Source organism: Staphylococcus americanisciuri, from assembly GCF_024814435.1.
Lineage (GTDB): Bacteria > Bacillota > Bacilli > Staphylococcales > Staphylococcaceae > Staphylococcus > Staphylococcus americanisciuri.
Window position 1 is genome coordinate 85,663 of record NZ_JANUXY010000001.1, and the last position, 22,923, is coordinate 108,585.

A 22,923-nucleotide genomic window follows, 5' to 3' on the forward strand; every position below is an offset into this window, starting at 1 on the left:
TTGTTGGCAGTTTTTATTTATTCAAGCAGGAGATTGTCTTTAATTAAACTAAAATTGCAAAGGATATATAAAGAATATTGGAATTACTTGTCCCAATTACAGTGGAGAAAGACAAGATGAATCTCTATTATATGTTTGGTTTATAATGATTTTTCAACAGATGGGGTGCTTTAATGAGTGGAAGACTTAAAGAACAGTGACAACACTATTAAGTGCGATGTCTACTGTTCTTTAGCTATTATATGAAGGAATATGCAGTTTACTTTGAATTGCTATTTTTATCGTCTTTGTTACGCATTTTTTGAAGTACAAAGCCAGATATAATTCCGAGTAACACACCGATGAAAGCACCAGCAATTAATGGAAGGTTAAAGAGATACTGCAATGTAAGGCTGAGAATAACAGCAAAAAAAATGATGAACAGTGACATGTAATTATCTTTTAACGTTTTCATGTATTTCACTCCTATGCTACCTATTATAGCATCTCTCTATCAAAGGTAAATCGCTTATTAGCATAAGAATGATATATTATATCTTGACCCTTGATGATAAATTTACTATGATAATTCAGAAACTAAAAGATATAGGTGATGTCATGAATAAAAAGCTATCTATAATCATTGTTGCGTTGGTTGCGATTGTCGTATTTGGTTTTCAATATTTAAATCACACTGGACCATTTGCTGATATCAATTCAGAGCAGAATGGAGATACATATACTGTCAAACGAGTCGTTGATGGTGATACGATTATTGTAAGTAAAGCTGGAAAAGAAGATGAGCGTGTTCGCTTAATCGGTGTTGATACACCTGAAACCGTTAAGCCAAACACACCTGTTCAACCATATGGTAAAGAAGCTTCTGATTTTACGAAAAAGCATTTGACCAATCAGACCGTGAGATTGGAATATGATCGTGAAAAGACGGATCGTTATGGTAGAACCTTAGCTTATGTATGGTTGGGTGATGATATGTTTAATGTGATGTTAGCTAAAGAAGGTTTAGCACGTGCGAAGTTCTATGCACCTAATGACAAATATCGAATCTTGATTGAACAAGCGCAAAAAGAGGCGCAGAAAAAACAGTTGAATATTTGGGAACGTTAAAAAGTCTTTGTACGACACAAAACAGTGTTGTACAAAGACTTTTTATTGTGCAATGTGAAAAATCAGACACTATTGTAGTTCGAAATAAGTTGAAACAATGGTCTTCATTAGTCCATTGCAATTGTGTGATTTTTGCAAACTAAAAGAAAAAAAGGCAGAATGGCTCATCATGCCATTCCACCGCAAAAGTGTAGGTAGTGTAACTGATAGGTTGAAATAAATTACGCATCAGAGAGAATCGATTTTTGGATTTGATCAAAGTTTTTTAAAATCTCATCCATTTTAGCATACTGTTCATCTGAAAATGTAATATATACTTTACGTTCGTCTTCATTTGAACGCTCTTTACCGATAATGCCTATTTCTGTTAGTGCTGTAAGAGATTTATGTACTTCCATCAAGCTAAAATCAATGGATTGTTTCACTTTATGAAGTGAAATACGTTGGCTTTCTGCTGATTTAAGATGATAGAGAAACAAGATATCATTAAGCTTTAGACCATATTGTTTTTTTATTTCACTAATAATTTTTTTTCGATGGGATTCATAGAAAAAGATAAGCTCAGAATCCATAGTGTGACCTTTTTTCATCGTTTCACTCCTTATACCACAATATGCAATATACAACATATTATATTAAATTTTTTATACTTTTAAAAGCTAAACTTTCAATATTGCTAAAATAAAGACATATATTATTAAAATATACAGATGAAGTCAATGACTATATATGTAATTTTACCATTAAATTAATGAATTTCAATAATTTAATGATAAAATTAAAGATTTAAATATAAATTTTAAAAAAACAAACACCTAATAATGATTTAGAGAGATATTGAAGATGAAACTATTAAAAAATAATATCAATTAGATATATTATTACAGTTTGGGAAGATACTATTTGAAGATGACAAATAAAAATTAAAAGGAGAAAAATTAAGGGTGATTAATTTGGGTGTTAGTTATCTATGAAATAAAAAAGAGCCACTCATTAGTGAGTAGCTCGAACTTAATTCGTAATTTTATGCATAACAGTTTTGATAACAAGCTTTTACAGCAGCCTCTGCTTCTTTGGTTGAAATACCGAACATCATTGAAATTTCAGATGATCCTTGATTGATCATTTTTAAGTTGATACCTGCGTTAGCAAGTGCCGATGTAATCTTGTTGGCTGTACCGACAACAGCACTCATACCTTCTCCAACAACCATCAATATTGCCAGATCATGTTCTACATTCAATTCGTCAATTTCACATTGTGAGCGGATTTCATTTAAAATCTTTTCTTCTTTGCCCTCTAATTGTGATGTACGCATGATGATGCTGATATTATCAATTCCTGATGGCATATGGTCAAAAGACACTTCATTATCAGCTAATATTTTTAGTATTTTGGCAGTGAATCCGACTTGTCTATTCATTAAGTATTTTTTGATATTGATACTTGTAAATCCTTTATCACAGCTAATCCCTGTTACGACTCTACGGCGATTAATCTCTCTGTCATGAACGATGTATGTACCCGGATCATCGGGGCGATTCGTATTTTTAATCACAACGGGGATACGATAGCGGTACAGTGGTTGTAATGCTTCATCATGAAATACACCAAACCCCGCATACGACAATTCTCGCATTTCACGATATGTAATCTCATGAATAATTTCCGGTGACTTAATAATTGTTGGATTTGCACGATATATCCCTGATACATCGGTAAAATTCTCATAAAGATCTGCTTTGACACCACGTGCAACAATCGCTCCCGTAATATCTGATCCTCCTCTAGGAAATGTGACAATATGGTCTGTTTCTGAATAACCAAAAAAACCTGGAATAATGACCTTTTCTGCAATGTCACGTAGTTTGCTAATCTTTTCATAACTTGAAGATAAAATTTGCGCATTTTCAGGCTCGTCTGTCACGATAATCCCAGCATCTTTCGGTGATAAATAAATCGTTGGTACGCCTTGTTGAGTATTATATGCCGCAATGATTTGAGCGTTAAAGTTTTCTCCTGATGACTTTAACGCGTCTAACAAACGAGGCGGATTATTTTTAAGATGTTTGATGTGGTGTTCTAACGTATCGTCAATTTTTTGTAATAAATCAGTTTTAAGTCCAAGTTCATCAATAATATCACTAAAACGTGCTAAAATTTCTTGCTTTTTTGTTTGATAGTCAAGCTGATTCATTACTTTTTCATATAATCTGATTAAAAGGTCGGTCGCTTTGGTATCTTCAGCATGACGTTTACCAGGTGCTGAAACGATGATAATTCGTCTCTCCTCATCACTATTAACAATATGTAAAACTTTTTTAATTTGTGTTGCTGTAGCGACGGAGCTACCACCAAATTTAGATACTTTCATAACTAGATACAACCTTTCATTCATAATAGTTTTCTCATTCAGTTTTGTACTGAAAAATGGTATGATAGAGATGTGTTTTTTGAAATTTTTAGAACTTTACAAACTTTGTGAATGAACTTATACTAAACTATATTTATCCATATTTCAATATGTATATAATAATTTTGTGCAAAACAATCGGAGGGATATTACATGAAACAACTCAATGTTGCATTATTAGGACTAGGTACAGTCGGTTCTGGCGTGGTAAAAATCATCGAAGAAAACCATCAACAGATTAAAGAAACCATCCAGAAAGACATTCAGATTAAACATATCTTAGTTCGTGATAAGTCAAAAAAACGCCCGCTTAACATTTCTCAATATCATTTAACAGAAGATGTCAATGATATTTTAAATGATGATGATGTGGATATCGTTGTTGAGGTAATGGGTGGCATTGAGCCAACAGTTGATTGGTTGAAAGCAGCATTGTCTCAAAAGAAACATGTAATCACAGCGAATAAAGATTTGTTAGCGGTGCATTTGCGTGTATTAGAAGATTTAGCCCAAGAGAACGGTGTCGCACTCAAATATGAAGCCAGTGTAGCTGGAGGTATTCCAATTGTTAATGCGATTAATAACGGCTTGAATGCAAATAATATTAGTAAATTCATGGGCATTTTTAATGGAACTTCTAATTTTATATTAACGAAAATGACCGAAGAGGGTGCAGCTTATGCCGATGCTTTACAAGAGGCACAAGATTTAGGCTTTGCAGAAGCAGATCCGACTGATGATGTCGAAGGAATTGACGCAGCACGTAAAGTTGTCATAACATCGTATTTATCATTTAATCAGGTGATCAAATTGGATGATGTAACGACTCAAGGGATTAGTCAAGTAACGACGCATGATATTGATGCAGCACGTACGCTTGGTTATAAAATTAAATTGATTGGTAAAGGTACGTATGCAAATGGTCAGGTTAAAGCATCTGTTAAACCAACTTTGGTTGCTCATAGTCATCAACTTGCATCGGTTGAAAATGAATATAACGCGATATATGTTATTGGAGATGCAGTAGGAGAAACGATGTTTTATGGTAAAGGGGCTGGTAGTTTGGCGACCGGTTCAGCCGTAGTAAGTGATTTATTAAATGTATCGTTACAGTTTGAATCTAACTTACACACGTTACCTCCACATTTTGAATTGACTACTGAAAAGACAAAAGAAATGATGGATACAAATGAGCCGGAATTAATGAAAGAAAAAGAAAGTTATTATTTTGTGGTGAGTTGTCCTGATGTGTCTGAAAAGCAGTTTGAAACAGATATAAAAGGGAATCTCCCATTTCATAAAACTTTGCAATTAACACAAATAGCAGACAAGCGCTATGCGGTGGTTGTAATTGGTGTTGATGAACAACCAACAGCGGCGATTGATGCATTAGATGGTTATGAAGTTGAAAAAATTTATCCGGTTGAAGGAGTATGATAAAGATGAAGTTATGGCAAGGACTTGTAAAGGAATATCAAGCATTTTTACCAGTTGATGAACAAACACCTAATGTGTCTTTGAATGAGGGGCATACACCATTGATATACTGCCCTACGATATCAGAGATGTTAGGAATTGAATTACATGTTAAATATGAAGGTGCTAATCCGACAGGTTCATTTAAAGATCGTGGTATGGTTATGGCAGTGACGAAAGCGAAAGAACAAGGGCGTAAGATTGTAATATGTGCTTCTACAGGTAATACCTCTGCTTCGGCTGCTGCATATGCGGCAAGAGCAGGGTTAAAAGCTATTGTTGTCATACCAGAAGGCAAGATTGCATTAGGTAAGCTATCGCAAGCTGTGATGTATGGGGCACAAATTGTCTCTATTGAAGGGAATTTTGATGAGGCATTAGAAATCGTTAAGGAAATTGCACAAGATGGTGAGATTGAACTGGTTAACTCGGTGAATCCATATCGTATAGAGGGGCAAAAAACTGCAGCGTTTGAGATTGTAGAGCAGTTTGAAGGTTCTGCGCCAGATGTTTTAGCGATTCCAGTTGGTAATGCTGGAAATATTACAGCTTACTGGAAGGGCTTTAAAGAATATCATGAGCGGTCAGCAAGTGGTTTACCGAAAATGTTTGGCTTTCAAGCAGAGGGCGCATCACCTATTGTTCAAAACAAAGTAGTCAAAAATCCTGAGACTATTGCAACAGCTATTCGCATTGGTAATCCTGCAAGCTGGGATAAGGCAGTAGACGCGATTGAAACGTCGGAAGGGCTTATTGAAGCTGTTACAGATGAAGAGATTTTAGAGGCATATCAATTGATGACATCTAAAGAAGGTATCTTTAGTGAACCGGCGAGTAATGCATCTATCGCTGGGTTGATTAAGCTACATCGACAAGGTAAACTTAAAGCAGGTCAAAAAGTTGTTGCTGTTTTAACTGGAAATGGTCTCAAAGATCCAGATACAGCTATTGGATTATTAGAAAATCCAATTCAAGCACTACCCAACGATAAAGATCAAATCATACAATATATTAAGGATGCATTAAAATGATAAAAAATAAGTTAAGCCTTAAAGTGCCTGCATCGACTGCTAACTTAGGCTGTGGCTTTGATTCAATAGGTATGGCACTCAACAAGTTTTTGTATATCGATGCACAACCGATTCGTGCACAGCAGTGGAAATTTCATCATGAAGGACCACATCTTCAAGGTTTACCAGATGATGAAACGAACTATATTTATCGAACTGCCCAATATGTGGCTGATAAATATCAGGTGCAACTGCCAGCTTTGGAGATAAAAATGTATAGTGATATTCCACTTGCACGTGGCTTAGGTTCATCAGCATCAGCACTGGTTGCAGCACTTTATATTGCGAACTATTTCGGTGATATTGAACTTTCAAAGTATGAGCTATTACAGTTGGCAACAGAGATAGAAGGTCATCCCGATAATGTTGCACCAACGATATATGGTGGGTTAGTTGTCGGCTATCATAATGCGGAAACAAATGTGACAGATATTGCGCATATCGATGTACCTAATGTGGACTTTATTTTGACGATTCCTGAATATGAACTAGAAACACAAAAATCTCGTGCAGTTTTACCAGACACAGTTCATCATAGGGATGCAGTTAAATTCAGCGCGATTAGCAACACGATGATTAGTGCATTAATCCAACACAATTATGAGCTTGCAGGCAAAATGATGGAACAAGACGGCTTGCATGAACCGTATCGCCAACATCTTATTGCTGATTTTGAAGCGGTGAAACAGACAGCACATGAATTTAATGCTTATGCGACTGTGATGTCAGGTGCAGGTTCAACGATTATGACAATGATAAAAAAAGAACAAAGTGGTTCACTTGTACGCGCATTGCGCCAAAATTTTGAACACTGTCATTCAGAACTGGTAACAGTCAATACGGAAGGTGTTGTAAGTCAATCCTTCCATAAATATTAACAACAAAGCAGTTTTATACATGTCTAGGCATGTGTAAAGCTGCTTTGTTGTTTTAATCGTCATGTACTTTGATAATTTTTTGTCTAATAACATTTGAAAGTCTGAAATATGTTATCTTATTGTAAGAGATAGAAAGAAAAGGAGACATTAATCATGAAACCAGACTTGATTATATTTGACATGGATGATACATTGCTTACTTCACAAAATCGTGTATCTCAGAAAACAAAAGATTACTTATTGAAAGTCCAACAACTGGGTTATAAGCTTACATTGGCATCAGGACGTCCGACAGAAGGTATGATGGCAGTCGCAAAAGAACTAAAACTAGACCAATATGGTAGCTATATAATGAGCTACAATGGTGGACAAATAATAGATGTGGCCAATCAATCGATTATTGCCAAACAGAGTGTGTCGAAAGAAAACTTTGATCGTATTGTTGATTTTTGTAGACAGCATAACATGCTAGTTTTAACATATTACGAAGGACGTATAGTTTGTGAAGGAACACATCACTATATGGGTGTTGAATCTGAATTGACTGGTATGCCCATGATTCAAGTTGACGATATTAAAGCATATGTTCAAACAGATGTACCAAAAGTGATGGCGGTCGATGATGAAGATAAGATTGCAAGCATGTATGCATCTGAAGCACAGCAATTTACGGATGAGCTGGCGATTACTATTAGCAAACCGTTCTTTCTTGAGTTTATGTGCAAAGGGGTATCTAAAGGTACAGCAATACGTCGTTTGGCAGAACAACGTGGCATGTCTGTGAAGAATATGATTGCTTTTGGTGATAGTGCAAATGACTTTGATATGATAGAAACGGTAGGTACAGGTATTGCGATGGGCAATGCGCGTGAAGACTTGAAAGAAAAAGCAGACCTAGTGACGAAAAGTCACGATGAAGAGGGGATTCCGTTTATACTGACACAACTGCTTGGTGTGGAGCTATAAAAGTTAAAACCAGTGACGTAGGCTTTAAACCCGTCACTGGTTTGTTAATTATTTTGCAGTATGCGTCCATTCTTTTTGACCACGATGGCGTTTAATATGTGCATAAATATAGTCGGCTGCGTATTCTTGATTTGTATAGATTGTAATGGCAAAAGCGGATTGATTATCTTCAAATGGTACATCTAAATAGAGTTCTTTTAGGTGTTGATATAAGTTTTCCATTTGTTCATGTGTCAAACTGCTATATTCCCGTAAAGTACGCTTAAGCAGTTGACCGTATTTTTCCTCCAATGATTGCACAACAATAACAAAGCGTTCTTCCGTTTTAATCACGTCATCAAAAAGGTTTGTTTGTCCAACCATATTAAAACCACCTTTATTTATTATTACTTTAATTATACATTATTTATACAGCTGATAAAATAGGAAAATACTTGGATAAGATGGCTGTATGAAATTTTGAGACTCCTGTATTTTATCTAAAAAAGCGACGGGGTTGGAACAACGGAATCTTTTTAGAAAAGCGAGATTCCTGTCCAACGCCCATCGCTCTGGGTTAGTCTTTCAATTATTTGTATGATTCATGTTCACTTAAGTCAATATCTTCTAACGGAACGACTTTTGTTTTATGAACTAATTTGTGGACTAAGTAAATAACGAATAGCACAATAATTGGTAAGAAATTTTGTGCTAACTTTGGTAAATCAAAGTGTATGATTGCTTCAGCCGAACTACCAAAGATTAAGAATAAAATCGTTACAAATACTAAGATAGGCCCAAATGGGAAAAATGGTGCTTTATATGGTAACAGTTGATCGATATCTTTTTGTTGCACTTTAATTGCACGTCTAAGTCTAACTTGTGCTAACACACTTGAAGCCCATACGAAAGTGATTAACGCTCCGATGATATTTAATAAGCCGATAACACTTTCAGAATTATAATTGGCATATACAGTTACGGCTGTAATAAAGATGAATGTTGTTAGCAATGCATTCAATGGTAATTTTGTTTGGCGATTGATGACACCAAGAAACTTAGGTGCTTGTCCATTTTCGCTTAAAGAGAATAGCATACGACTTGTTGTGAAAATACCGGAATTGGCTGCTGATAATAATGTCGTCAAAATAACAGCATTAATTACAGATGCTGCAAATGCGATACCTACTTTATCAAAGACAATTGTAAATGGACTTTGTGTAATAGAACTGTCTTTATTTAATAATGTTGGATCTGTATACGCCAAAATACCAGAAATGACTGCAATAGATAATACGTAAAAAAGTAAAATACGCCAGAATACTTGCTTGATTGCTCGTGGCATAGACTTTCTAGGATTATCTGATTCACCAGCTGCAACGGCAACAACTTCAGTACCACCGACTGAGAATCCAGCGATTAATAAAACACTTAAAAATCCTGAAAAACCACCAACAAACGGTGCTTCACCAACTGTATAATTGGCAAATCCGTAATACTTACCCCCTAAAATACCAAAAATCATTAAGAAACCTAACACGATAAAGATAATAATTGTGACAACTTTGACAAGTGAAAGCCAGAATTCAGCCTCACCGAACGCTTTGACCGTAAAAACGTTAAGCAAGAATATAATGATTAAGAAAATAATACTCCATACTAAGGGAGAGAAGAAATGGAAGGCATCCCAATATCCAAGTACGTTGGATGCAACTATGATATCAATACTGGTAACAAGCGACCATATTGTCCAATACAACCAGCCCATAGTAAATCCAAGAGAAGGATCTACAAAACGTGTTGAATAGCTACTAAATGAACCTGATACGGGATAGAATGTTGCCATTTCACCGATGGATGACATTAAAAAGTACAGCATCAGCCCAATTAGTAAATATGCTAAGATTGCGCCACCTGGACCGGCTTGTGCAATGACACCTCCAGTTGCTACAAATAAACCGGTGCCGATAGCCCCTCCAATAGCAATCATTGTAATGTGTCTCGACTGGAGACCCCTATTTAATTTTTTTTCTTCCATAAACATCTGCTCCTCATTTAAATAAAAGATTTCTATCTATTGTACTTGCTATTTCGCGGATATTCAACAACATTTTACAACTTTAAAGCCTTGAAAGCGAAATTTTTCGAAAATTCTATCTCAAGAAGAGAATACGTGATACTTTTAAATTTTTGAAAATAAGTTATAATAAAGTAAAGGGGTAGATTAGAATTATTATAAATAAGAAAGAAGGTCATTCAATGAGTAATAATGATTCGAAGTTAACTGGATTATTCGGGCATCCAGTTGGCGACAGAGAAAATTCAATGACAGCAGGTGAACGTGGTCCATTATTAATGCAAGACTGGTACTTTTTAGAACAAATGGCACACTTTGATCGTGAAGTTATTCCTGAGAGAAGAATGCATGCTAAAGGTTCAGGTGCATTCGGTACATTTACTGTCACACATGATATTACACAGTATACATCAGCTAAAATCTTTTCCGAAGTGGGTAAAAAAACGGAGATGTTCGCGCGTTTTTCAACAGTAGCAGGTGAACGTGGTGCAGCTGATGCCGAACGAGACATTCGTGGTTTTGCTTTGAAATTCTATACAGAAGAAGGAAATTGGGATTTAGTAGGTAACAATACACCTGTTTTCTTCTTTAGAGACCCTAAATTATTTGCAAGCTTAAACCATGCGGTAAAGAGAGATCCAAGAACAAATATGCGCAGTGCTCAAAATAATTGGGATTTCTGGACATCATTGCCAGAAGCATTGCATCAAGTAACGATTTTGATGACAGATCGCGGTATTCCAAAAGGATACAGACATATGCATGGTTTCGGTTCGCATACGTATGCAATGATTAATGATAAAAATGAACGTGTTTGGGTTAAATTCCATTTCAGAACGCAACAAGGTATTGAAAACTTGTCACCTGAAGAGGCAGCACAAGTGATTGCAAATGATCGTGAATCGTCACAAAGAGATTTATTTGAAGCAATTGAAAAAGGTGACTTCCCGAAATGGAAAATGTATATTCAAGTCATGACGGAAGAACAAGCACGCAATCATAAAGATAACCCATTCGACTTAACAAAAGTATGGTTTAAAGGCGAGTATCCATTGATTGAAGTAGGGGAATTTGAACTTAATAGAAACCCAGACAACTATTTCATGGACGTTGAACAAGCTGCCTTTGCACCAACAAACATTATTCCAGGTCTAGACTTTTCACCTGATAAAATGTTACAAGGTAGATTGTTCGCTTATGGTGATGCGCAAAGATATCGCTTAGGTGTTAACCACTGGCAAATTCCAGTTAACCAGCCAAAAGGTGTGGGTGTTGAAAATATTTGTCCGTTTAGTCGTGATGGACAAATGCGTTTCTTAGATGGAAATGGTGGAGGTAAAACACATTACTATCCAAACAGTAATGGGGCTTTCGAAAGTCAACCAGAATACAAACGTCCACCATTGGCTGTTGAAGGTACAGCATATGAGCATGATTTTAGAGAAGATGATGATAACTACTTTGAACAACCAGGTAAGTTATTCCGTTTGCAATCTCCAGAACAGCAACAACGTATATTTGAAAATACGGCGAACGAGATGGATGGCACAACAGATGAAGTAAAACATCGTCATATTCGCCATTGCTACCAAGCAGATCCAGAATATGGTAAAGGTGTTGCCAAAGCGCTAGGTATGTTAGAAAACTTAGATGCTATATTAGGTGACTTGAAATAAGCGACATAATAAAAATGTTGAGAGCCGCAACTCTCAACATTTTTTGTCGTATTTTTAAGATTAGTCATATCAACGATTACTTAGTTTCTCTGTGCAAAGTATGTTTGTTTAATCTTGGGCAGTATTTCATCATTTCAATACGTTCTGGATTTGTACGTTTGTTCTTTGTTGTAATGTAGTTACGATCGCCACATTCCGTACAAGCTAAAGTTACGTTAATTCGCATGTTTATCACTCCTTTTTGATTACATTCAAACTGAAACCGTTACGATTTAATATTTTAGCATGTTTTTTTATATTTGCCAATATTTTTATCTTGCGTTACTTTCTAAAGATGTGTTAATATTTAAAACGTAATGATTACGATTTAAAGGTGGTAAGTATATATGGCTAAAAAGTCTAAGATTGCAAAAGAGAGAAAACGCGAACAGTTAGTTGCGCAATATGCTGATTTGCGTCGTGAATTAAAAGCAAAAGGTGATTATGAAGCTTTGCGCAAACTTCCAAGAGATTCTTCACCAACACGTTTGACAAGAAGATGTAAAGTTACCGGTAGACCAAGAGGCGTAATGCGCAAGTTTGAAATGTCTCGTATTTCGTTTCGTGAATATGCACATAAAGGTCAAATACCAGGTGTGAAAAAATCTAGTTGGTAATTTTGTAACCCTTTGTTTACTTTATCCTGTAAAGATAGTATATTATCATATGGATAAAATAATTGAGGGGTTTTTTAATATGAAAATTTTTGATTATGAAGATATACAGTTAATTCCAAACAAAAGTATTGTGAAGAGTCGTTCTGAAATCGATACTTCTATCCAATTTGGCCCTAAACGATTCAAACTGCCTGTTGTGCCAGCAAATATGCAGACAGTTATGAATGAAAAATTAGCGGAATGGTTTGCTGCAAATGATTATTTTTATATCATGCACCGTTTTGATGAAGCAGCGAGATTACCATTTATTAAACGCATGCAAGACAAAGGATTATTCGCTTCTATCTCAGTTGGCGTCAAAGACCCTGAATTTGAATTTGTGAGACAGATTAAAGAAGAAGGTTTAAAACCAGAATATATTACGATTGATATTGCACATGGTCATTCTGATCAAGTGATTGATATGATTCAACATATTAAAAAACACTTACCTGAAACATTCGTAATTGCCGGTAATGTTGGGACACCTGAGGGCGTTCGTGAATTAGAGAATGCTGGTGCAGATGCGACAAAAGTTGGTATCGGTCCAGGTCGTGTGTGTATCACAAAGATTAAGACGGGCTTTGGTACAGGTGGCTGGCAGTTAGCTGCTGTTAACTTATGCAGTAAAGCAGCACGTAAACCAATCATTGCAGATGGTGGTATTCGTACTCACGGTGATATTGCAAAATCAGTGCGTTTTGGTGCGTCTATGGTTATGATTGGTTCATTGTTTGCAGCACATGAGGAATCTCCGGGTGAAACTGTGGAGATGGATGGCAAAAAGTATAAAGAGTACTTCGGTAGTGCTTCTGAATATCAAAAAGGTGAGCGTAAAAATGTTGAGGGTAAAAAGATGTTTGTTGCGCATAAAGGAGCACTGCAAGACACGCTAACAGAAATGCAAGAAGACTTACAAAGTTCAATTTCTTATGCAGGTGGCAAAGATATTGATGCATTAAGAAAAGTAGATTATGTTATTGTTAAAAACTCAATTTTTAATGGTGACAGAGACTAAAAATTAATTTAAAAAGCTCAGTGCTTCTACATCATCGTGTAGAGGTACTGAGCTTTTTATTATTAGTGCGATTGAGAGAATCTCACAGACATAATTAATGCGTTTATTCATTTGAAAAATTAGCGCGATATTGAGTTTGGGACATCATTTATCGTTTCTTGGTCTATAAATTAATTATGTCTCAGCTGTTAATGTTTCTGATAACCTGTATGATTATACTACATTTCTCTAAATAAGCCGACCACTTTACCTAGTACAGTGACTTGTTCTAAATAAATAGGACTGAGCATACTGTTCTCTGGTTGCAAACGATAACGATTTTTTTCTTTATAGAAACGTTTCACCGTTGCTTCATCTTCCTCAGTCATTGCAACGATAATGTCACCATTTTCAGCAATAGATTGACTGCGAACGATGACTTTATCACCATCGAGTATTCCAGCTTCAATCATGCTATCTCCAACAACGTTCAAAATGAATAATTGACCGTTATGTGTAGAGGTGAAGTGTTCTGGTAACGGATAGTATTCTTCAACATTTTCGACAGCAGTTATAGGGATGCCTGCAGTCACTTTTCCAATAACAGGAACAAAAATAGTAGCCTCCATATTGACAGGGTCTCCCATTAGTTCGTTCACAATCTCAATCGCCCGTGGCTTGGTTGGGTCACGTCTAATGTAACCTTTTTCTTCAAGACGTGAGAGATGTCCATGAACGGTAGAACTGGATGCAAGACCAACCGCTTCTCCAATTTCACGTACGCTTGGTGGATAGCCTTTAGATTGCACTACTTGTTTTATATATTCAAATATTTCACTTTGTCTCTTTGTTAACTCTCTCATTATTAGCACTCCTCTGCTGAATTTAAAATAATTATAGCATATTACTCGAACGCAAACAAACATTTGTTCGTCTTTTTGTTGACATGGAACGCACGTTCTGTTAAATTATCAATACAAACAAATGTTCTAGGAGTGTTAGTAAATGGTACAACATAAATTTTTTGAGCTTTATCTTTTCATTATCGTATTTTTAGCTTCTGTTGTCTTGTTTTTTACCTTTTTTATTATGGTAAGTCAAAATAATAATACAGAACAAACGTACGAGATGACAGATCATTCACTTAAGAACACAGAGCAAACATCGCCAAGTCAGCAGGATGAGCAAAGTGTTTTTGCGCTTACTTTAAGCAAATAGTGCCATATTCTTTAATGATAGAGAAGTCATTATGACTTTCGTCTAAGACAAGTTAGTTCACAAGTGCGAAGTGTTTGGTTTTTAGTACTATTTCTGATATATTTTTGTAAAGAAATTGACGGAGGTAATACGACATGCTTAGTCAAGACAAACTAAATCGTATTAATGAATTAGCTAAAAAGAAAAAGGAACAGGGCTTAACAGAAATTGAAGCTAAAGAACAATCACAATTAAGAAGTGAATATTTAGAAACATTTCGTGGTAGTTTTAAGTCACAAATTGAGCAAACTAAAGTAATTGACCCTCAAGGAAATGATGTGACACCTGATAAATTGAAAGAAATTCAAAAGCAAAAGAACTTGCGTAAATAGTGTCACACTTTTTTCATGAATTATTGATACAGATATATTGATTTTCTAGGTTTCTAATATACCTTTAGGTTATAATACGAATAGGAACAGAAAAGAAGGGATGTTATTTTATGTTTGATAAAAAAGACAGTCTAGCAGTGAATACATTGCGTGCTTTGAGTATTGACGCAATCGAGCAAGCAAATTCAGGGCATCCAGGTTTACCAATGGGCGCAGCACCAATGGCATACACATTATGGACGCGTCACTTGAACTTTAATCCAAAAGCTGACAAATATTTTAATAGAGATAGATTTGTACTATCTGCCGGACATGGTTCAGCATTATTATACAGCTTATTACATGTTTCAGGTGGATTAGCGTTAGACGAATTGAAGAACTTTAGACAATGGGGTTCCAAAACACCTGGACACCCTGAGTACCGCCATACACAAGGCGTAGAGATTACAACGGGACCATTAGGACAAGGTTTTGCAATGGCAGTTGGTATGGCAATGGCGGAGAAGCATTTATCTGCCAAATATAACAAAGATGATTTCTCAATTGTAGATCATCACACATATGTATTGGCATCTGATGGTGACTTGATGGAAGGAATCTCACATGAGGCGGCTTCTTTGGCGGGTCACTTGAAATTAGATAAGTTGATTACATTGTATGATTCAAATGATATCTCTTTAGATGGAAAAACGAATAAGTCATTCTCAGAAAACATTAAGCAGCGATTTGAATCATACGGTTGGAACCATATTTTAGTTGAAGATGGCAACAATCTTGAAGCGATTGATCGTGCGATTACGACGGCAAAAGAACAAACAGGTCCAACAATTATTGAAGTAAAAACAATTATTGGTTATGGCTCACCAAATAAATCTAATAGCCATACATCACACGGTGCACCACTTGGAGCAGATGAACGTGCGCTAACATTCGATAACTATGCATTAGATGCTAACAAACAATTCCATGTAGATGATGTTGTTTATGATATCTTCCAAGAAACAATGATTGCACGTGCAGATGAACATGAGCAAGCATGGGAAGCAGCCTTCAAAAAATATGAAGCACAATATCCTGAACTTGCAGCAACATTCAAAACAGCACTAGCAGGTGACCTTCCAGAAGACTATGCAGCTGCATTACCACAATTTGAAGTGGGGCATAACGCAGCATCACGTGCTGATTCTGGTGAAGTCATTCAAGCGATAAGCGCAGCAGTTCCATCATTCTTCGGTGGTTCAGCAGACTTAGCGTCATCAAATAAATCAAATGTAAAAGCGGAAGGCGATTTTTCAGCTGAAGACGGCAGCGGCAGAAATATTTGGTTTGGTGTACGTGAATTTGCGATGGCAGCAGCTGTTAATGGTATGGCAGCGCATGGTGGTATTCATCCTTATGGTGCGACATTCTTTGTATTTAGTGACTATGTAAAACCAGCACTACGCTTATCTTCATTAATGGGACTTGGTTCAACATTCATCTTCACACATGACTCTATTGCAGTTGGTGAAGATGGTCCAACACATGAACCAATCGAGCAACTTGCAGGTCTACGTGCCATTCCGAACTTAAATGTCATTCGTCCAGCTGATGGCAACGAAACACGCGTTGCATGGCAAGTTGCGTTGGAATCTAAAACGACACCAACAGCTTTAGTCTTAACAAGACAAGGTTTACCTGTTTTAGATGTAGCACCAGCGACTGTTGATGAAGGTGTACGTAAAGGGGCGTATGTTGTTTATGAAACGGAAGTAGCCCCTGAGTATGTGTTACTTGCAACTGGTTCTGAAGTGAGCCTATTAGTAGACGTTGCGAAAGATTTAGCAGAACAAGGTAAAGGTGTACGTGTTGTTTCAATGCCTAACTGGCATGCGTTCGAGCAACAATCACAAGAATATAAAGACGCTATTTTATTACCGCAAGTTGAGAAGCGTGTTGCTGCTGAAATGGGTGCAACATTAGGTTGGCATAAATATGTGGGTATGAATGGTAAGGTCATCGGTATTGATCGATTTGGTGCAAGTGCCCCTGGTGACTTAGTTGTTGAAAAATATGGCTTTACAAAAGAACAAGTGTTAGCAGAAATCAAAAAGCTATAGAATTTTTAGTGATATATAAATCAAGTAAGGTGGGAAAGCATTCATTGCTTTCTTACCTTTTTTAGATGATAGATGATGTGAAGACTTAAAAACCTGAACATTACCGGAATTATCTTGAAAACAGATGGTATTTCTAGTAAAATGCTAAAGGATAAAGAAAGTGGGTGAAACGATGGCTACATGGTTAGCAATATTATTAATTGCAGTTGCACTTATCATCGGTCTTGTTGGTGGTTTCTTCTTAGCACGTAAATATATGATGGATTATTTGAAAAAGAACCCACCTATTAACGAAGAAATGTTACGTATGATGATGATGCAGATGGGTCAAAAACCATCACAGAAAAAAATCAATCAAATGATGACAATGATGAACAAAAATATGGATAAGAAGATGTAATATCCAATCGTTTAGATAAGCAAGAGGTGAATGTATGATGAATACATTGATTCTCTTGCTTTTTGTTTTTTTCTGTACTTTAATATAGATATGATTGTGGAAGGTTTGCTTGTGAAAATGATTAATACTTATAACCTAAGTAATAAATAAACTTTCCATTCCATATCGCGAGGAGGCAACACATTGAGCTATTTAGTTTTTTCTATTATAGTGGCTTTTGTTATGGGGGCAGTGGTAATTGTTGTTAGAATGAAAGCACAACAGTATCCTGTTAATGAAAAAAAGATTATCTTACCGCCTGTTTTTATGTCAACAGGGGCATTAATGTATGTCGTTCCATATTTTAGATTAACGCATACAGAAATTATCGAATCTATTGTCATGGGTGTGGTGTTTTCTACAGTGTTGATACTAACGTCACATTTTGAGGTCAAAGGAAACGATATTTACCTAAAGAAATCAAAAGCCTTTCCAATTGTGCTGATTTCTTTGCTTATTATTAGAACGGTATTAAAAGTATTTTTAGGTAACTCTGTTGATGCTGGAGAATTAGCAGGCATGTTTTTCTTACTAGCATTTAGTATGTTACTGCCGTGGCGTTTGGCAATGTTATGGCGCTATCAACAAATAAAAAAACGTATGAAGTTGGGATATTAAATAGACGATGTGGCGTGCTACCTTTTGTCTCACCCTTTCATGATGATGGCATAGAAGTGTAAAGCAGTTTTCAATGGTAAATGGGAACTGCTTTTTCTTATCTTTCAAAACGCAAAATAATTCGAGGTGATTGACATGAAAATAATTCATACAGCAGATTGGCATTTGGGAAAGCGACTTAATGGTCATAGTTTTTTAGAAGATCAACGGCATGTTTTAACACAATTTGTTCATGATATGGCAGAGGAACAACCAGATTTAATAGTGATTGCAGGAGATATATATGACACAGCGCATCCGAATAAAAGTGTTGTAACTTTATTTGAAGAAACGATTCAACAACTGAACTTGAACATGAAGATTCCAATCGTGATGATTCATGGCAATCATGATAGTAGAGAACGTTTAAGTTATGGTGCATCATGGTTTGACCAAAGCCAATTATATATTCGTACAGCGTTAGACACTTTTTTTGAGCCAATTCTTTTTGACGATGTTGCGCTTTATACATTACCTTTCTTTACGGTAGCAGAAGCACGTGAATATCTTGATGAACATGTAGAAAGCTATGAAGAAGCGATTAAAATCTTAGTGACACGCATAAAATCACAATTGGATAAGACGAAAAAGAACATACTCGTTGGTCATTTTACGCTGAATGGTGCACCGAAAAGTGATTCGGAGCGTGACCTAACGATTGGAACGATTGAAGCTGTTTCACCAAAATATTTGGAAGGTTTTGATGGTGTCTTACTTGGGCATATCCACCACCCATTTACATTGAATTACAGCCATATCTTTTACAGTGGTTCTATTTTGCAGTATTCATTTTCAGAAGCGAATCAAGCGAAAGGTTATCGTATGATTACCTTTAACCAAGCAGGTGAAATGATACAAATATTTAAAAAGTTAGTACCACAACATGAATTGGAAGTGATTGAGGGGGAGTACGACGATGTGATAAATGGTCGATTTGAGCGTAAATCGAATTATAGTTATTTCCATTTTAAATTACGCAATATGCACCATATCACAGAGCCAATGCAAAAGTTGAAACAGTTATATCCGAATACATTGGCGTTAACACTTGAAGTATTTGTGTCATCAAATATCGTACACCCATCGACGCATATTAAGCAACTTCAACCAATGGAAATCATTAATACATTCTATGAAATGCACACAGACACGCCACTTTCAGATATTCAACGCGAACAACTTGAAGGTCTTATTGAACAACAAAGGGAGGGGAACTAATTGAAACCAATTTCTTTACACCTTGAAAATTTTGGACCTTTTGTCGATGAGGTTATTGATTTTTCAAAGATACACGACAACCAACTGTTTTTAATTTCTGGTAAGACGGGCTCTGGGAAAACAATGATTTTTGATGGGATTGTGTTTGCATTGTACGGACAGGCCTCAACTGAAAAGAGAGAAGTCAAAGATTTGCGCAGTCAGTTTGCAGACCCTAAAAAACCTCTTAAAGTTACGTTTGAATTTGAAGTGTGTGGTAAGCGTTATAAAGTTATTCGTACAGCGGCCTTCACAAAGCCGGGTAATAAATCCGAAACGAATCCAACATTAGAAGTTTATGTATATGACGGCAAACGTTATGTATTAACAGAGAGTAAACTGAATGAGGGTAGACAATATTTATTGACACTTTTGCAACTAAAACAAGATCAATTTCGTCAATTATTCATTTTGCCACAAGGGGAGTTCAAACGCTTCCTAGTATCGAAAACGACGGATAAACAAACAATTTTAAGAACGCTATTTAATACACAATTGTATGAGTATTTGAGTCGTGAATTGCATACGAAGACGAAAGATATTAAAGAAGACATAGAAAAACGACAGATTCGAATAAAAGAGCATTGGTCAAATTTAGCGACATTTGATAATGAGATGTTACAAGGCTATCAGTCGTTAACATCAGAACAACACGATCGACTATTAGAAGTGTTACCACTCTATCAGACGATTGGTCAAAAAGTTGTGCGTGAGTTAGAAGAAGCAACGAATCAGATGAATGATAAAGTTCAAAAACTGAAGAAACAAAAAGCGCAACAAGAAGAACGTATTGAATTAGAAAAAGAATATCAAAAATATATTAATGAAATTGAAGAGTTAGAAGCAGAAAAACCTAAGATTCGCCAGCTTGAAGCGCAATTGAATCGTATTACAGAGAGTAAAGTTGCTGTTAGACTGTATCAAGATCAGACGAATGCATGCGTCCAACTATCACAGTACGAAAAGCAAGTTCAGCGATTTACAGCATCATTGGCAATGAGGCAACAAGATTTAAATGCATTGCAAGAACAGCAAGGTCAATTAACAGCTAAAGAAGAAGCAATTGCGAAACAACGTACATTTGTTGAGAATACACGTTATTTCTATCAAAATGAATCGCAATACCAAGCATCTAAAGAGAAACGTCAACGTGATAAACAAGATTTAGCGTCGTTAGACAAAAAATTGCATGGGTTTAGCAAGGAATATGACGATTTAAAATTATCGCTTAATGGACAAGAAGTAGATTTTAATAAGGAAAATGAACTTTCAGACCAATTGCTAGTATTAAGTCAAGAAGTCGAAGCGATGAAACAAGCACAGAAGTATGCAACAAAAGCTGCAGAATTCAAACAAGCTATTACAAAGACAAAGGCAATTATTCAAGAATTGAAAGCGACAATTGCTGAGAAGCAACAACAAGTTCACCATATAACTTCTCATGATCAAGTAGTATTAAATCATGAAGCAGCCGTCCATATTTTACGTGATACGTTGAAATCAGGTGAACCATGTCCAGTATGTCGTCAAATTGTGCATAATTCAGTAGACGGTTCATCTGTGGCGGATTTAAAGCTTCAGCAAGAACAGAATGAAGTATTAGAAAAAGAGATACAAGATGCTCGTGAACAAGTCATTGAGAACCAAACATCATTGAAGTATTATGAACAAGCATATGAAGAAGTGGCAGATGTCGTGTTTGATAACGCTCAATTTGATAAAAAACAACGTGAAGTCGAATCAATGACAAAAGCACGTGACACACTGCGTGCAAGCAATCAACACTTAGTTAAGGTTAATCAGCGAATAGAAAAATTAGAAAAAACAATAAATCAAGTGAAAAATGAGATGACTTTAAAATCTCAGCAACTCTCAAAATATGATGAAGCCCTTGAACAATTTGAAAAACAAACAGGATATACAGATATACAAAAATTTGTAGCTGCCTATGCAGAACGATTGAAAAAAATTAAGGATTATGATGAAGAGGTTAGAACACTTCAAGAAAAAATTCAACAAACCGAGAGAGAGATTGATGAAGAGACGTCTCAACGTAAAACTGCACGGGCGTTTTATGAAAAAGAACAAGATAAAATCAAGCAGTTGAAAATAGAATTACAAACTGAGTTGACGCGCTTGAAGTTAAAAGATATCGATGACTTAAAACAAGTCATATCTGAGGTACCTTTAGAAGTGGAAATTAAAGACAAGATTTCGCATCATAATAAAGCATATCATCTATCATTAAACAAGCAATCTGAGATACAACAAAAATTAGAAAAGATTGAAGTACTGGATGTAGAAGTGCTAGAAACGGATTGTGCAGAATTAACAACAGTCTACAATGAGACACTAAAGCAATTTAATCAAGCAGAAATGAAGTTAAAAGACAATGAAGAGAAGTGTCATGCTATAAAAAAACAGATTCAACAATTAAAAGGACAACTTGAGACGCAAAGCGAGCTTGTAAACTTATCTGAAATTTTGACAGGGAATAATCACAAAAAGTTAAGCCTTGAAAATTATGTTTTAACGTATTATTTAGATCAAATTTTAATACAAGCGAATAAAAGGTTGTTAAATATGACGGGAAATCGTTATCAATTAGTACGTGGTGAAAAGAGAGGAAATGGTTATAGCGGTCTTGAGATAGCAGTCTTTGATTATTATGCAAACCAATCACGAGCGATTACATCATTATCGGGTGGTGAAACATTCCAGGCGTCTTTAGCCTTGGCACTGGGTTTGAGTGAAATCGTCCAAAACGAACAAGGTGGAATTTCACTCGATGCAATGTTTGTTGATGAAGGTTTCGGCACACTGGATCAGGAAACGTTGGAAACGGCACTTGATACATTGATTCAACTGCAGTCAAGTGGACGTCTTGTAGGTATTATCTCTCACGTAACAGAGTTAAAAGAGCGAATTCCTGTCGTTTTAGAAGTGTTGTCGGACAATTACCAAAGTCATACGAAATTATTAATAAGAGAATAAGGGGTAAGTAATGTGGCTGATAGAGGTGCTATAAAGGTGTCTTTGCGAACGAATGAGATTTCTGTAGCGCATCAAAATGAGTTGGATTGAATGCCCTAGTAAGCGAGCAATAAAGCAATGATGTTATATAAAAGCGTTAGCATTCATGATTCGAGTGCTAACGCTTTTAAAGTGCTATAATTATTTGTTGCGCAATGAATCGCGGATTTCAGTTAAAAGAACGATGTGTTCATCAACCGCTTCTTCAACTTCTTCTTCTTTTGGTTTTACGAGTGTGTTAGCAATTTTAACAAAGATGAACAATGCAACTGCTACGATAAGGAAGTCGATAATTGATTGGATAAAGATACCGTATTTGATACCGAAGATTGACCAGTTTTGAGCAAAGTTAACTTCACCAAACAATAAGCCAATCAGTGGCATAATAATATTTTCAACTAAAGATGTAACAATTTTATTAAAAGCAGCACCCATTACAACTGCAACTGCTAAATCTAAGACATTACCTTTTAGCGCAAATTCTTTAAATTCTTGTAACATTTATTAAACTCCTT

Annotated in this window: 23 protein-coding genes; 15 read left to right on the forward strand and 8 right to left on the reverse strand. The window is 35.9% G+C overall.

Features of this window, described 5'->3' with window-relative positions; genetic code table 11:
• Positions 1-259: 259 nt before the first annotated feature.
• A complete protein-coding gene (locus NXS11_RS00415) occupies positions 260-454 on the reverse strand; it encodes a hypothetical protein (protein ID WP_259197721.1) in 195 nt (64 codons plus the stop codon).
• A 143-nt stretch (positions 455-597) separates the two neighbouring features.
• Between NXS11_RS00415 and nucI the strand changes: the two genes are divergently transcribed.
• Positions 598-1,107, forward strand: a complete 510-nt coding sequence (gene nucI / locus NXS11_RS00420) for a thermonuclease NucI (RefSeq protein ID WP_259197722.1) — start codon at positions 598-600, stop codon at positions 1,105-1,107.
• Positions 1,108-1,328: 221 nt separating this feature from the next.
• Here the strand turns inward: nucI and NXS11_RS00425 are convergent, their stop codons facing one another.
• Positions 1,329-1,697 (reverse strand): transcriptional regulator, SarA/Rot family, encoded by a 369-nt coding sequence (locus tag NXS11_RS00425; protein WP_259197723.1) that lies wholly within the window; start codon positions 1,695-1,697, stop codon positions 1,329-1,331.
• Positions 1,698-2,131: 434 nt separating this feature from the next.
• Positions 2,132-3,481 carry an aspartate kinase gene (locus tag NXS11_RS00430; protein ID WP_259197725.1) on the reverse strand — a complete coding sequence of 450 codons (1,350 nt, stop codon included), beginning with the start codon at positions 3,479-3,481 and terminating at the stop codon, positions 2,132-2,134.
• A 192-nt stretch (positions 3,482-3,673) separates the two neighbouring features.
• On the opposite strand from NXS11_RS00430, the gene NXS11_RS00435 reads away from it, so the two are divergent.
• From NXS11_RS00435 to NXS11_RS00450, 4 genes are all read left to right on the forward strand, one after another.
• On the forward strand, positions 3,674-4,957 hold the full coding sequence (locus NXS11_RS00435; protein WP_259197726.1) for a homoserine dehydrogenase: 1,284 nt from the start codon (positions 3,674-3,676) through the stop codon (positions 4,955-4,957).
• A gap of 5 nt (positions 4,958-4,962) precedes the next feature.
• Positions 4,963-6,027 (forward strand): threonine synthase, encoded by a 1,065-nt coding sequence (thrC, locus tag NXS11_RS00440; protein WP_259197729.1) that lies wholly within the window; start codon positions 4,963-4,965, stop codon positions 6,025-6,027.
• Positions 6,027-6,944 (forward strand): homoserine kinase, encoded by a 918-nt coding sequence (gene thrB / locus NXS11_RS00445; protein WP_259198268.1) that lies wholly within the window; start codon positions 6,027-6,029, stop codon positions 6,942-6,944. The genes thrC and thrB overlap by 1 nt, the downstream gene beginning before the upstream one ends.
• A 153-nt stretch (positions 6,945-7,097) precedes the next feature.
• A complete protein-coding gene (locus NXS11_RS00450; RefSeq protein WP_259197730.1) occupies positions 7,098-7,910 on the forward strand; it encodes a Cof-type HAD-IIB family hydrolase in 813 nt (270 codons plus the stop codon).
• A gap of 48 nt (positions 7,911-7,958) precedes the next feature.
• On the opposite strand, the gene NXS11_RS00455 is transcribed toward NXS11_RS00450, so the two are convergent.
• Positions 7,959-8,273 carry a hypothetical protein gene (locus NXS11_RS00455; RefSeq protein WP_259197731.1) on the reverse strand — a complete coding sequence of 105 codons (315 nt, stop codon included), beginning with the start codon at positions 8,271-8,273 and terminating at the stop codon, positions 7,959-7,961.
• Positions 8,274-8,478: 205 nt separating this feature from the next.
• Complete coding sequence (locus tag NXS11_RS00460) at positions 8,479-9,927, reverse strand: amino acid permease (RefSeq protein WP_259197732.1); 1,449 nt, start codon at positions 9,925-9,927, stop codon at positions 8,479-8,481.
• Positions 9,928-10,148: 221 nt separating this feature from the next.
• Here NXS11_RS00460 and NXS11_RS00465 point away from each other — a divergent pair, with 221 nt between their 5' ends.
• The gene (locus NXS11_RS00465) at positions 10,149-11,642 is read left to right on the forward strand and encodes a catalase (protein ID WP_259197734.1); all 1,494 of its coding nucleotides are present in this window, start codon (positions 10,149-10,151) and stop codon (positions 11,640-11,642) included.
• 76 nt (positions 11,643-11,718) lie between these two features.
• Here the strand turns inward: NXS11_RS00465 and rpmG are convergent, their stop codons facing one another.
• A complete protein-coding gene (gene rpmG / locus NXS11_RS00470; protein WP_044361700.1) occupies positions 11,719-11,868 on the reverse strand; it encodes a 50S ribosomal protein L33 in 150 nt (49 codons plus the stop codon).
• Between the two features lie 160 nt (positions 11,869-12,028).
• Here rpmG and rpsN point away from each other — a divergent pair, with 160 nt between their 5' ends.
• Together rpsN and guaC are read left to right on the forward strand one after the other, a co-directional pair.
• Entirely contained in the window at positions 12,029-12,298 is a 270-nt protein-coding gene (gene rpsN / locus NXS11_RS00475) for a 30S ribosomal protein S14 (RefSeq protein WP_259197745.1), read from the forward strand.
• Between the two features lie 79 nt (positions 12,299-12,377).
• The gene (guaC, locus tag NXS11_RS00480; RefSeq protein ID WP_259197747.1) at positions 12,378-13,355 is read left to right on the forward strand and encodes a GMP reductase; all 978 of its coding nucleotides are present in this window, start codon (positions 12,378-12,380) and stop codon (positions 13,353-13,355) included.
• Positions 13,356-13,573: 218 nt separating this feature from the next.
• Here the strand turns inward: guaC and lexA are convergent, their stop codons facing one another.
• Complete coding sequence (gene lexA, locus NXS11_RS00485) at positions 13,574-14,197, reverse strand: transcriptional repressor LexA (protein ID WP_259197748.1); 624 nt, start codon at positions 14,195-14,197, stop codon at positions 13,574-13,576.
• Positions 14,198-14,339: 142 nt separating this feature from the next.
• Here lexA and sosA point away from each other — a divergent pair, with 142 nt between their 5' ends.
• The 7 genes from sosA (at position 14,340) to sbcC (ending at position 22,369) form a co-directional block, all read left to right on the forward strand.
• Entirely contained in the window at positions 14,340-14,552 is a 213-nt protein-coding gene (gene sosA, locus NXS11_RS00490) for a DNA damage-induced cell division inhibitor SosA (RefSeq protein WP_259197750.1), read from the forward strand.
• A gap of 134 nt (positions 14,553-14,686) precedes the next feature.
• Positions 14,687-14,923, forward strand: coding sequence for a DUF896 domain-containing protein (locus NXS11_RS00495; RefSeq protein WP_259197751.1), 237 nt, complete (start codon positions 14,687-14,689; stop codon positions 14,921-14,923).
• Between the two features lie 110 nt (positions 14,924-15,033).
• On the forward strand, positions 15,034-17,022 hold the full coding sequence (tkt, locus tag NXS11_RS00500; protein ID WP_259197752.1) for a transketolase: 1,989 nt from the start codon (positions 15,034-15,036) through the stop codon (positions 17,020-17,022).
• Positions 17,023-17,194: 172 nt separating this feature from the next.
• A complete protein-coding gene (locus NXS11_RS00505; RefSeq protein WP_263009870.1) occupies positions 17,195-17,422 on the forward strand; it encodes a YneF family protein in 228 nt (75 codons plus the stop codon).
• Positions 17,423-17,605: 183 nt separating this feature from the next.
• Positions 17,606-18,079 (forward strand): CcdC family protein, encoded by a 474-nt coding sequence (locus tag NXS11_RS00510; RefSeq protein WP_259197756.1) that lies wholly within the window; start codon positions 17,606-17,608, stop codon positions 18,077-18,079.
• Between the two features lie 135 nt (positions 18,080-18,214).
• A complete protein-coding gene (sbcD, locus tag NXS11_RS00515; protein ID WP_259197758.1) occupies positions 18,215-19,336 on the forward strand; it encodes an exonuclease subunit SbcD in 1,122 nt (373 codons plus the stop codon).
• Positions 19,337-22,369 (forward strand): exonuclease subunit SbcC, encoded by a 3,033-nt coding sequence (gene sbcC / locus NXS11_RS00520; RefSeq protein ID WP_259197759.1) that lies wholly within the window; start codon positions 19,337-19,339, stop codon positions 22,367-22,369.
• Positions 22,370-22,549: 180 nt separating this feature from the next.
• On the opposite strand, the gene mscL is transcribed toward sbcC, so the two are convergent.
• Positions 22,550-22,909: a large conductance mechanosensitive channel protein MscL gene (gene mscL, locus NXS11_RS00525; RefSeq protein WP_259197760.1), complete on the reverse strand. Its 360-nt coding sequence runs from the start codon at positions 22,907-22,909 to the stop codon at positions 22,550-22,552.
• Between the last annotated feature and the right edge of the window lie 14 nt (positions 22,910-22,923).

Excerpts from the sequence above, each read along its gene's own strand:
- NXS11_RS00415 (WP_259197721.1), bottom strand. The coding sequence starts at position 454 with ATGAAAACGTTAAAAGATAATTACATGTCACTGTTCATCATTTTTTTT.
- nucI (WP_259197722.1), top strand. The coding sequence starts at position 598 with ATGAATAAAAAGCTATCTATAATCATTGTTGCGTTGGTTGCGATTGTC.
- NXS11_RS00425 (WP_259197723.1), bottom strand. The coding sequence starts at position 1,697 with ATGAAAAAAGGTCACACTATGGATTCTGAGCTTATCTTTTTCTATGAA.
- NXS11_RS00430 (WP_259197725.1), bottom strand. The coding sequence starts at position 3,481 with ATGAAAGTATCTAAATTTGGTGGTAGCTCCGTCGCTACAGCAACACAA.
- NXS11_RS00435 (WP_259197726.1), top strand. The coding sequence starts at position 3,674 with ATGAAACAACTCAATGTTGCATTATTAGGACTAGGTACAGTCGGTTCT.
- thrC (WP_259197729.1), top strand. The coding sequence starts at position 4,963 with ATGAAGTTATGGCAAGGACTTGTAAAGGAATATCAAGCATTTTTACCA.
- NXS11_RS00450 (WP_259197730.1), top strand. The coding sequence starts at position 7,098 with ATGAAACCAGACTTGATTATATTTGACATGGATGATACATTGCTTACT.
- NXS11_RS00455 (WP_259197731.1), bottom strand. The coding sequence starts at position 8,273 with ATGGTTGGACAAACAAACCTTTTTGATGACGTGATTAAAACGGAAGAA.
- NXS11_RS00460 (WP_259197732.1), bottom strand. The coding sequence starts at position 9,927 with ATGGAAGAAAAAAAATTAAATAGGGGTCTCCAGTCGAGACACATTACA.
- NXS11_RS00465 (WP_259197734.1), top strand. The coding sequence starts at position 10,149 with ATGAGTAATAATGATTCGAAGTTAACTGGATTATTCGGGCATCCAGTT.
- rpmG (WP_044361700.1), bottom strand. The coding sequence starts at position 11,868 with ATGCGAATTAACGTAACTTTAGCTTGTACGGAATGTGGCGATCGTAAC.
- rpsN (WP_259197745.1), top strand. The coding sequence starts at position 12,029 with ATGGCTAAAAAGTCTAAGATTGCAAAAGAGAGAAAACGCGAACAGTTA.
- guaC (WP_259197747.1), top strand. The coding sequence starts at position 12,378 with ATGAAAATTTTTGATTATGAAGATATACAGTTAATTCCAAACAAAAGT.
- lexA (WP_259197748.1), bottom strand. The coding sequence starts at position 14,197 with ATGAGAGAGTTAACAAAGAGACAAAGTGAAATATTTGAATATATAAAA.
- sosA (WP_259197750.1), top strand. The coding sequence starts at position 14,340 with ATGGTACAACATAAATTTTTTGAGCTTTATCTTTTCATTATCGTATTT.
- NXS11_RS00495 (WP_259197751.1), top strand. The coding sequence starts at position 14,687 with ATGCTTAGTCAAGACAAACTAAATCGTATTAATGAATTAGCTAAAAAG.
- tkt (WP_259197752.1), top strand. The coding sequence starts at position 15,034 with ATGTTTGATAAAAAAGACAGTCTAGCAGTGAATACATTGCGTGCTTTG.
- NXS11_RS00505 (WP_263009870.1), top strand. The coding sequence starts at position 17,195 with ATGGCTACATGGTTAGCAATATTATTAATTGCAGTTGCACTTATCATC.
- sbcD (WP_259197758.1), top strand. The coding sequence starts at position 18,215 with ATGAAAATAATTCATACAGCAGATTGGCATTTGGGAAAGCGACTTAAT.
- mscL (WP_259197760.1), bottom strand. The coding sequence starts at position 22,909 with ATGTTACAAGAATTTAAAGAATTTGCGCTAAAAGGTAATGTCTTAGAT.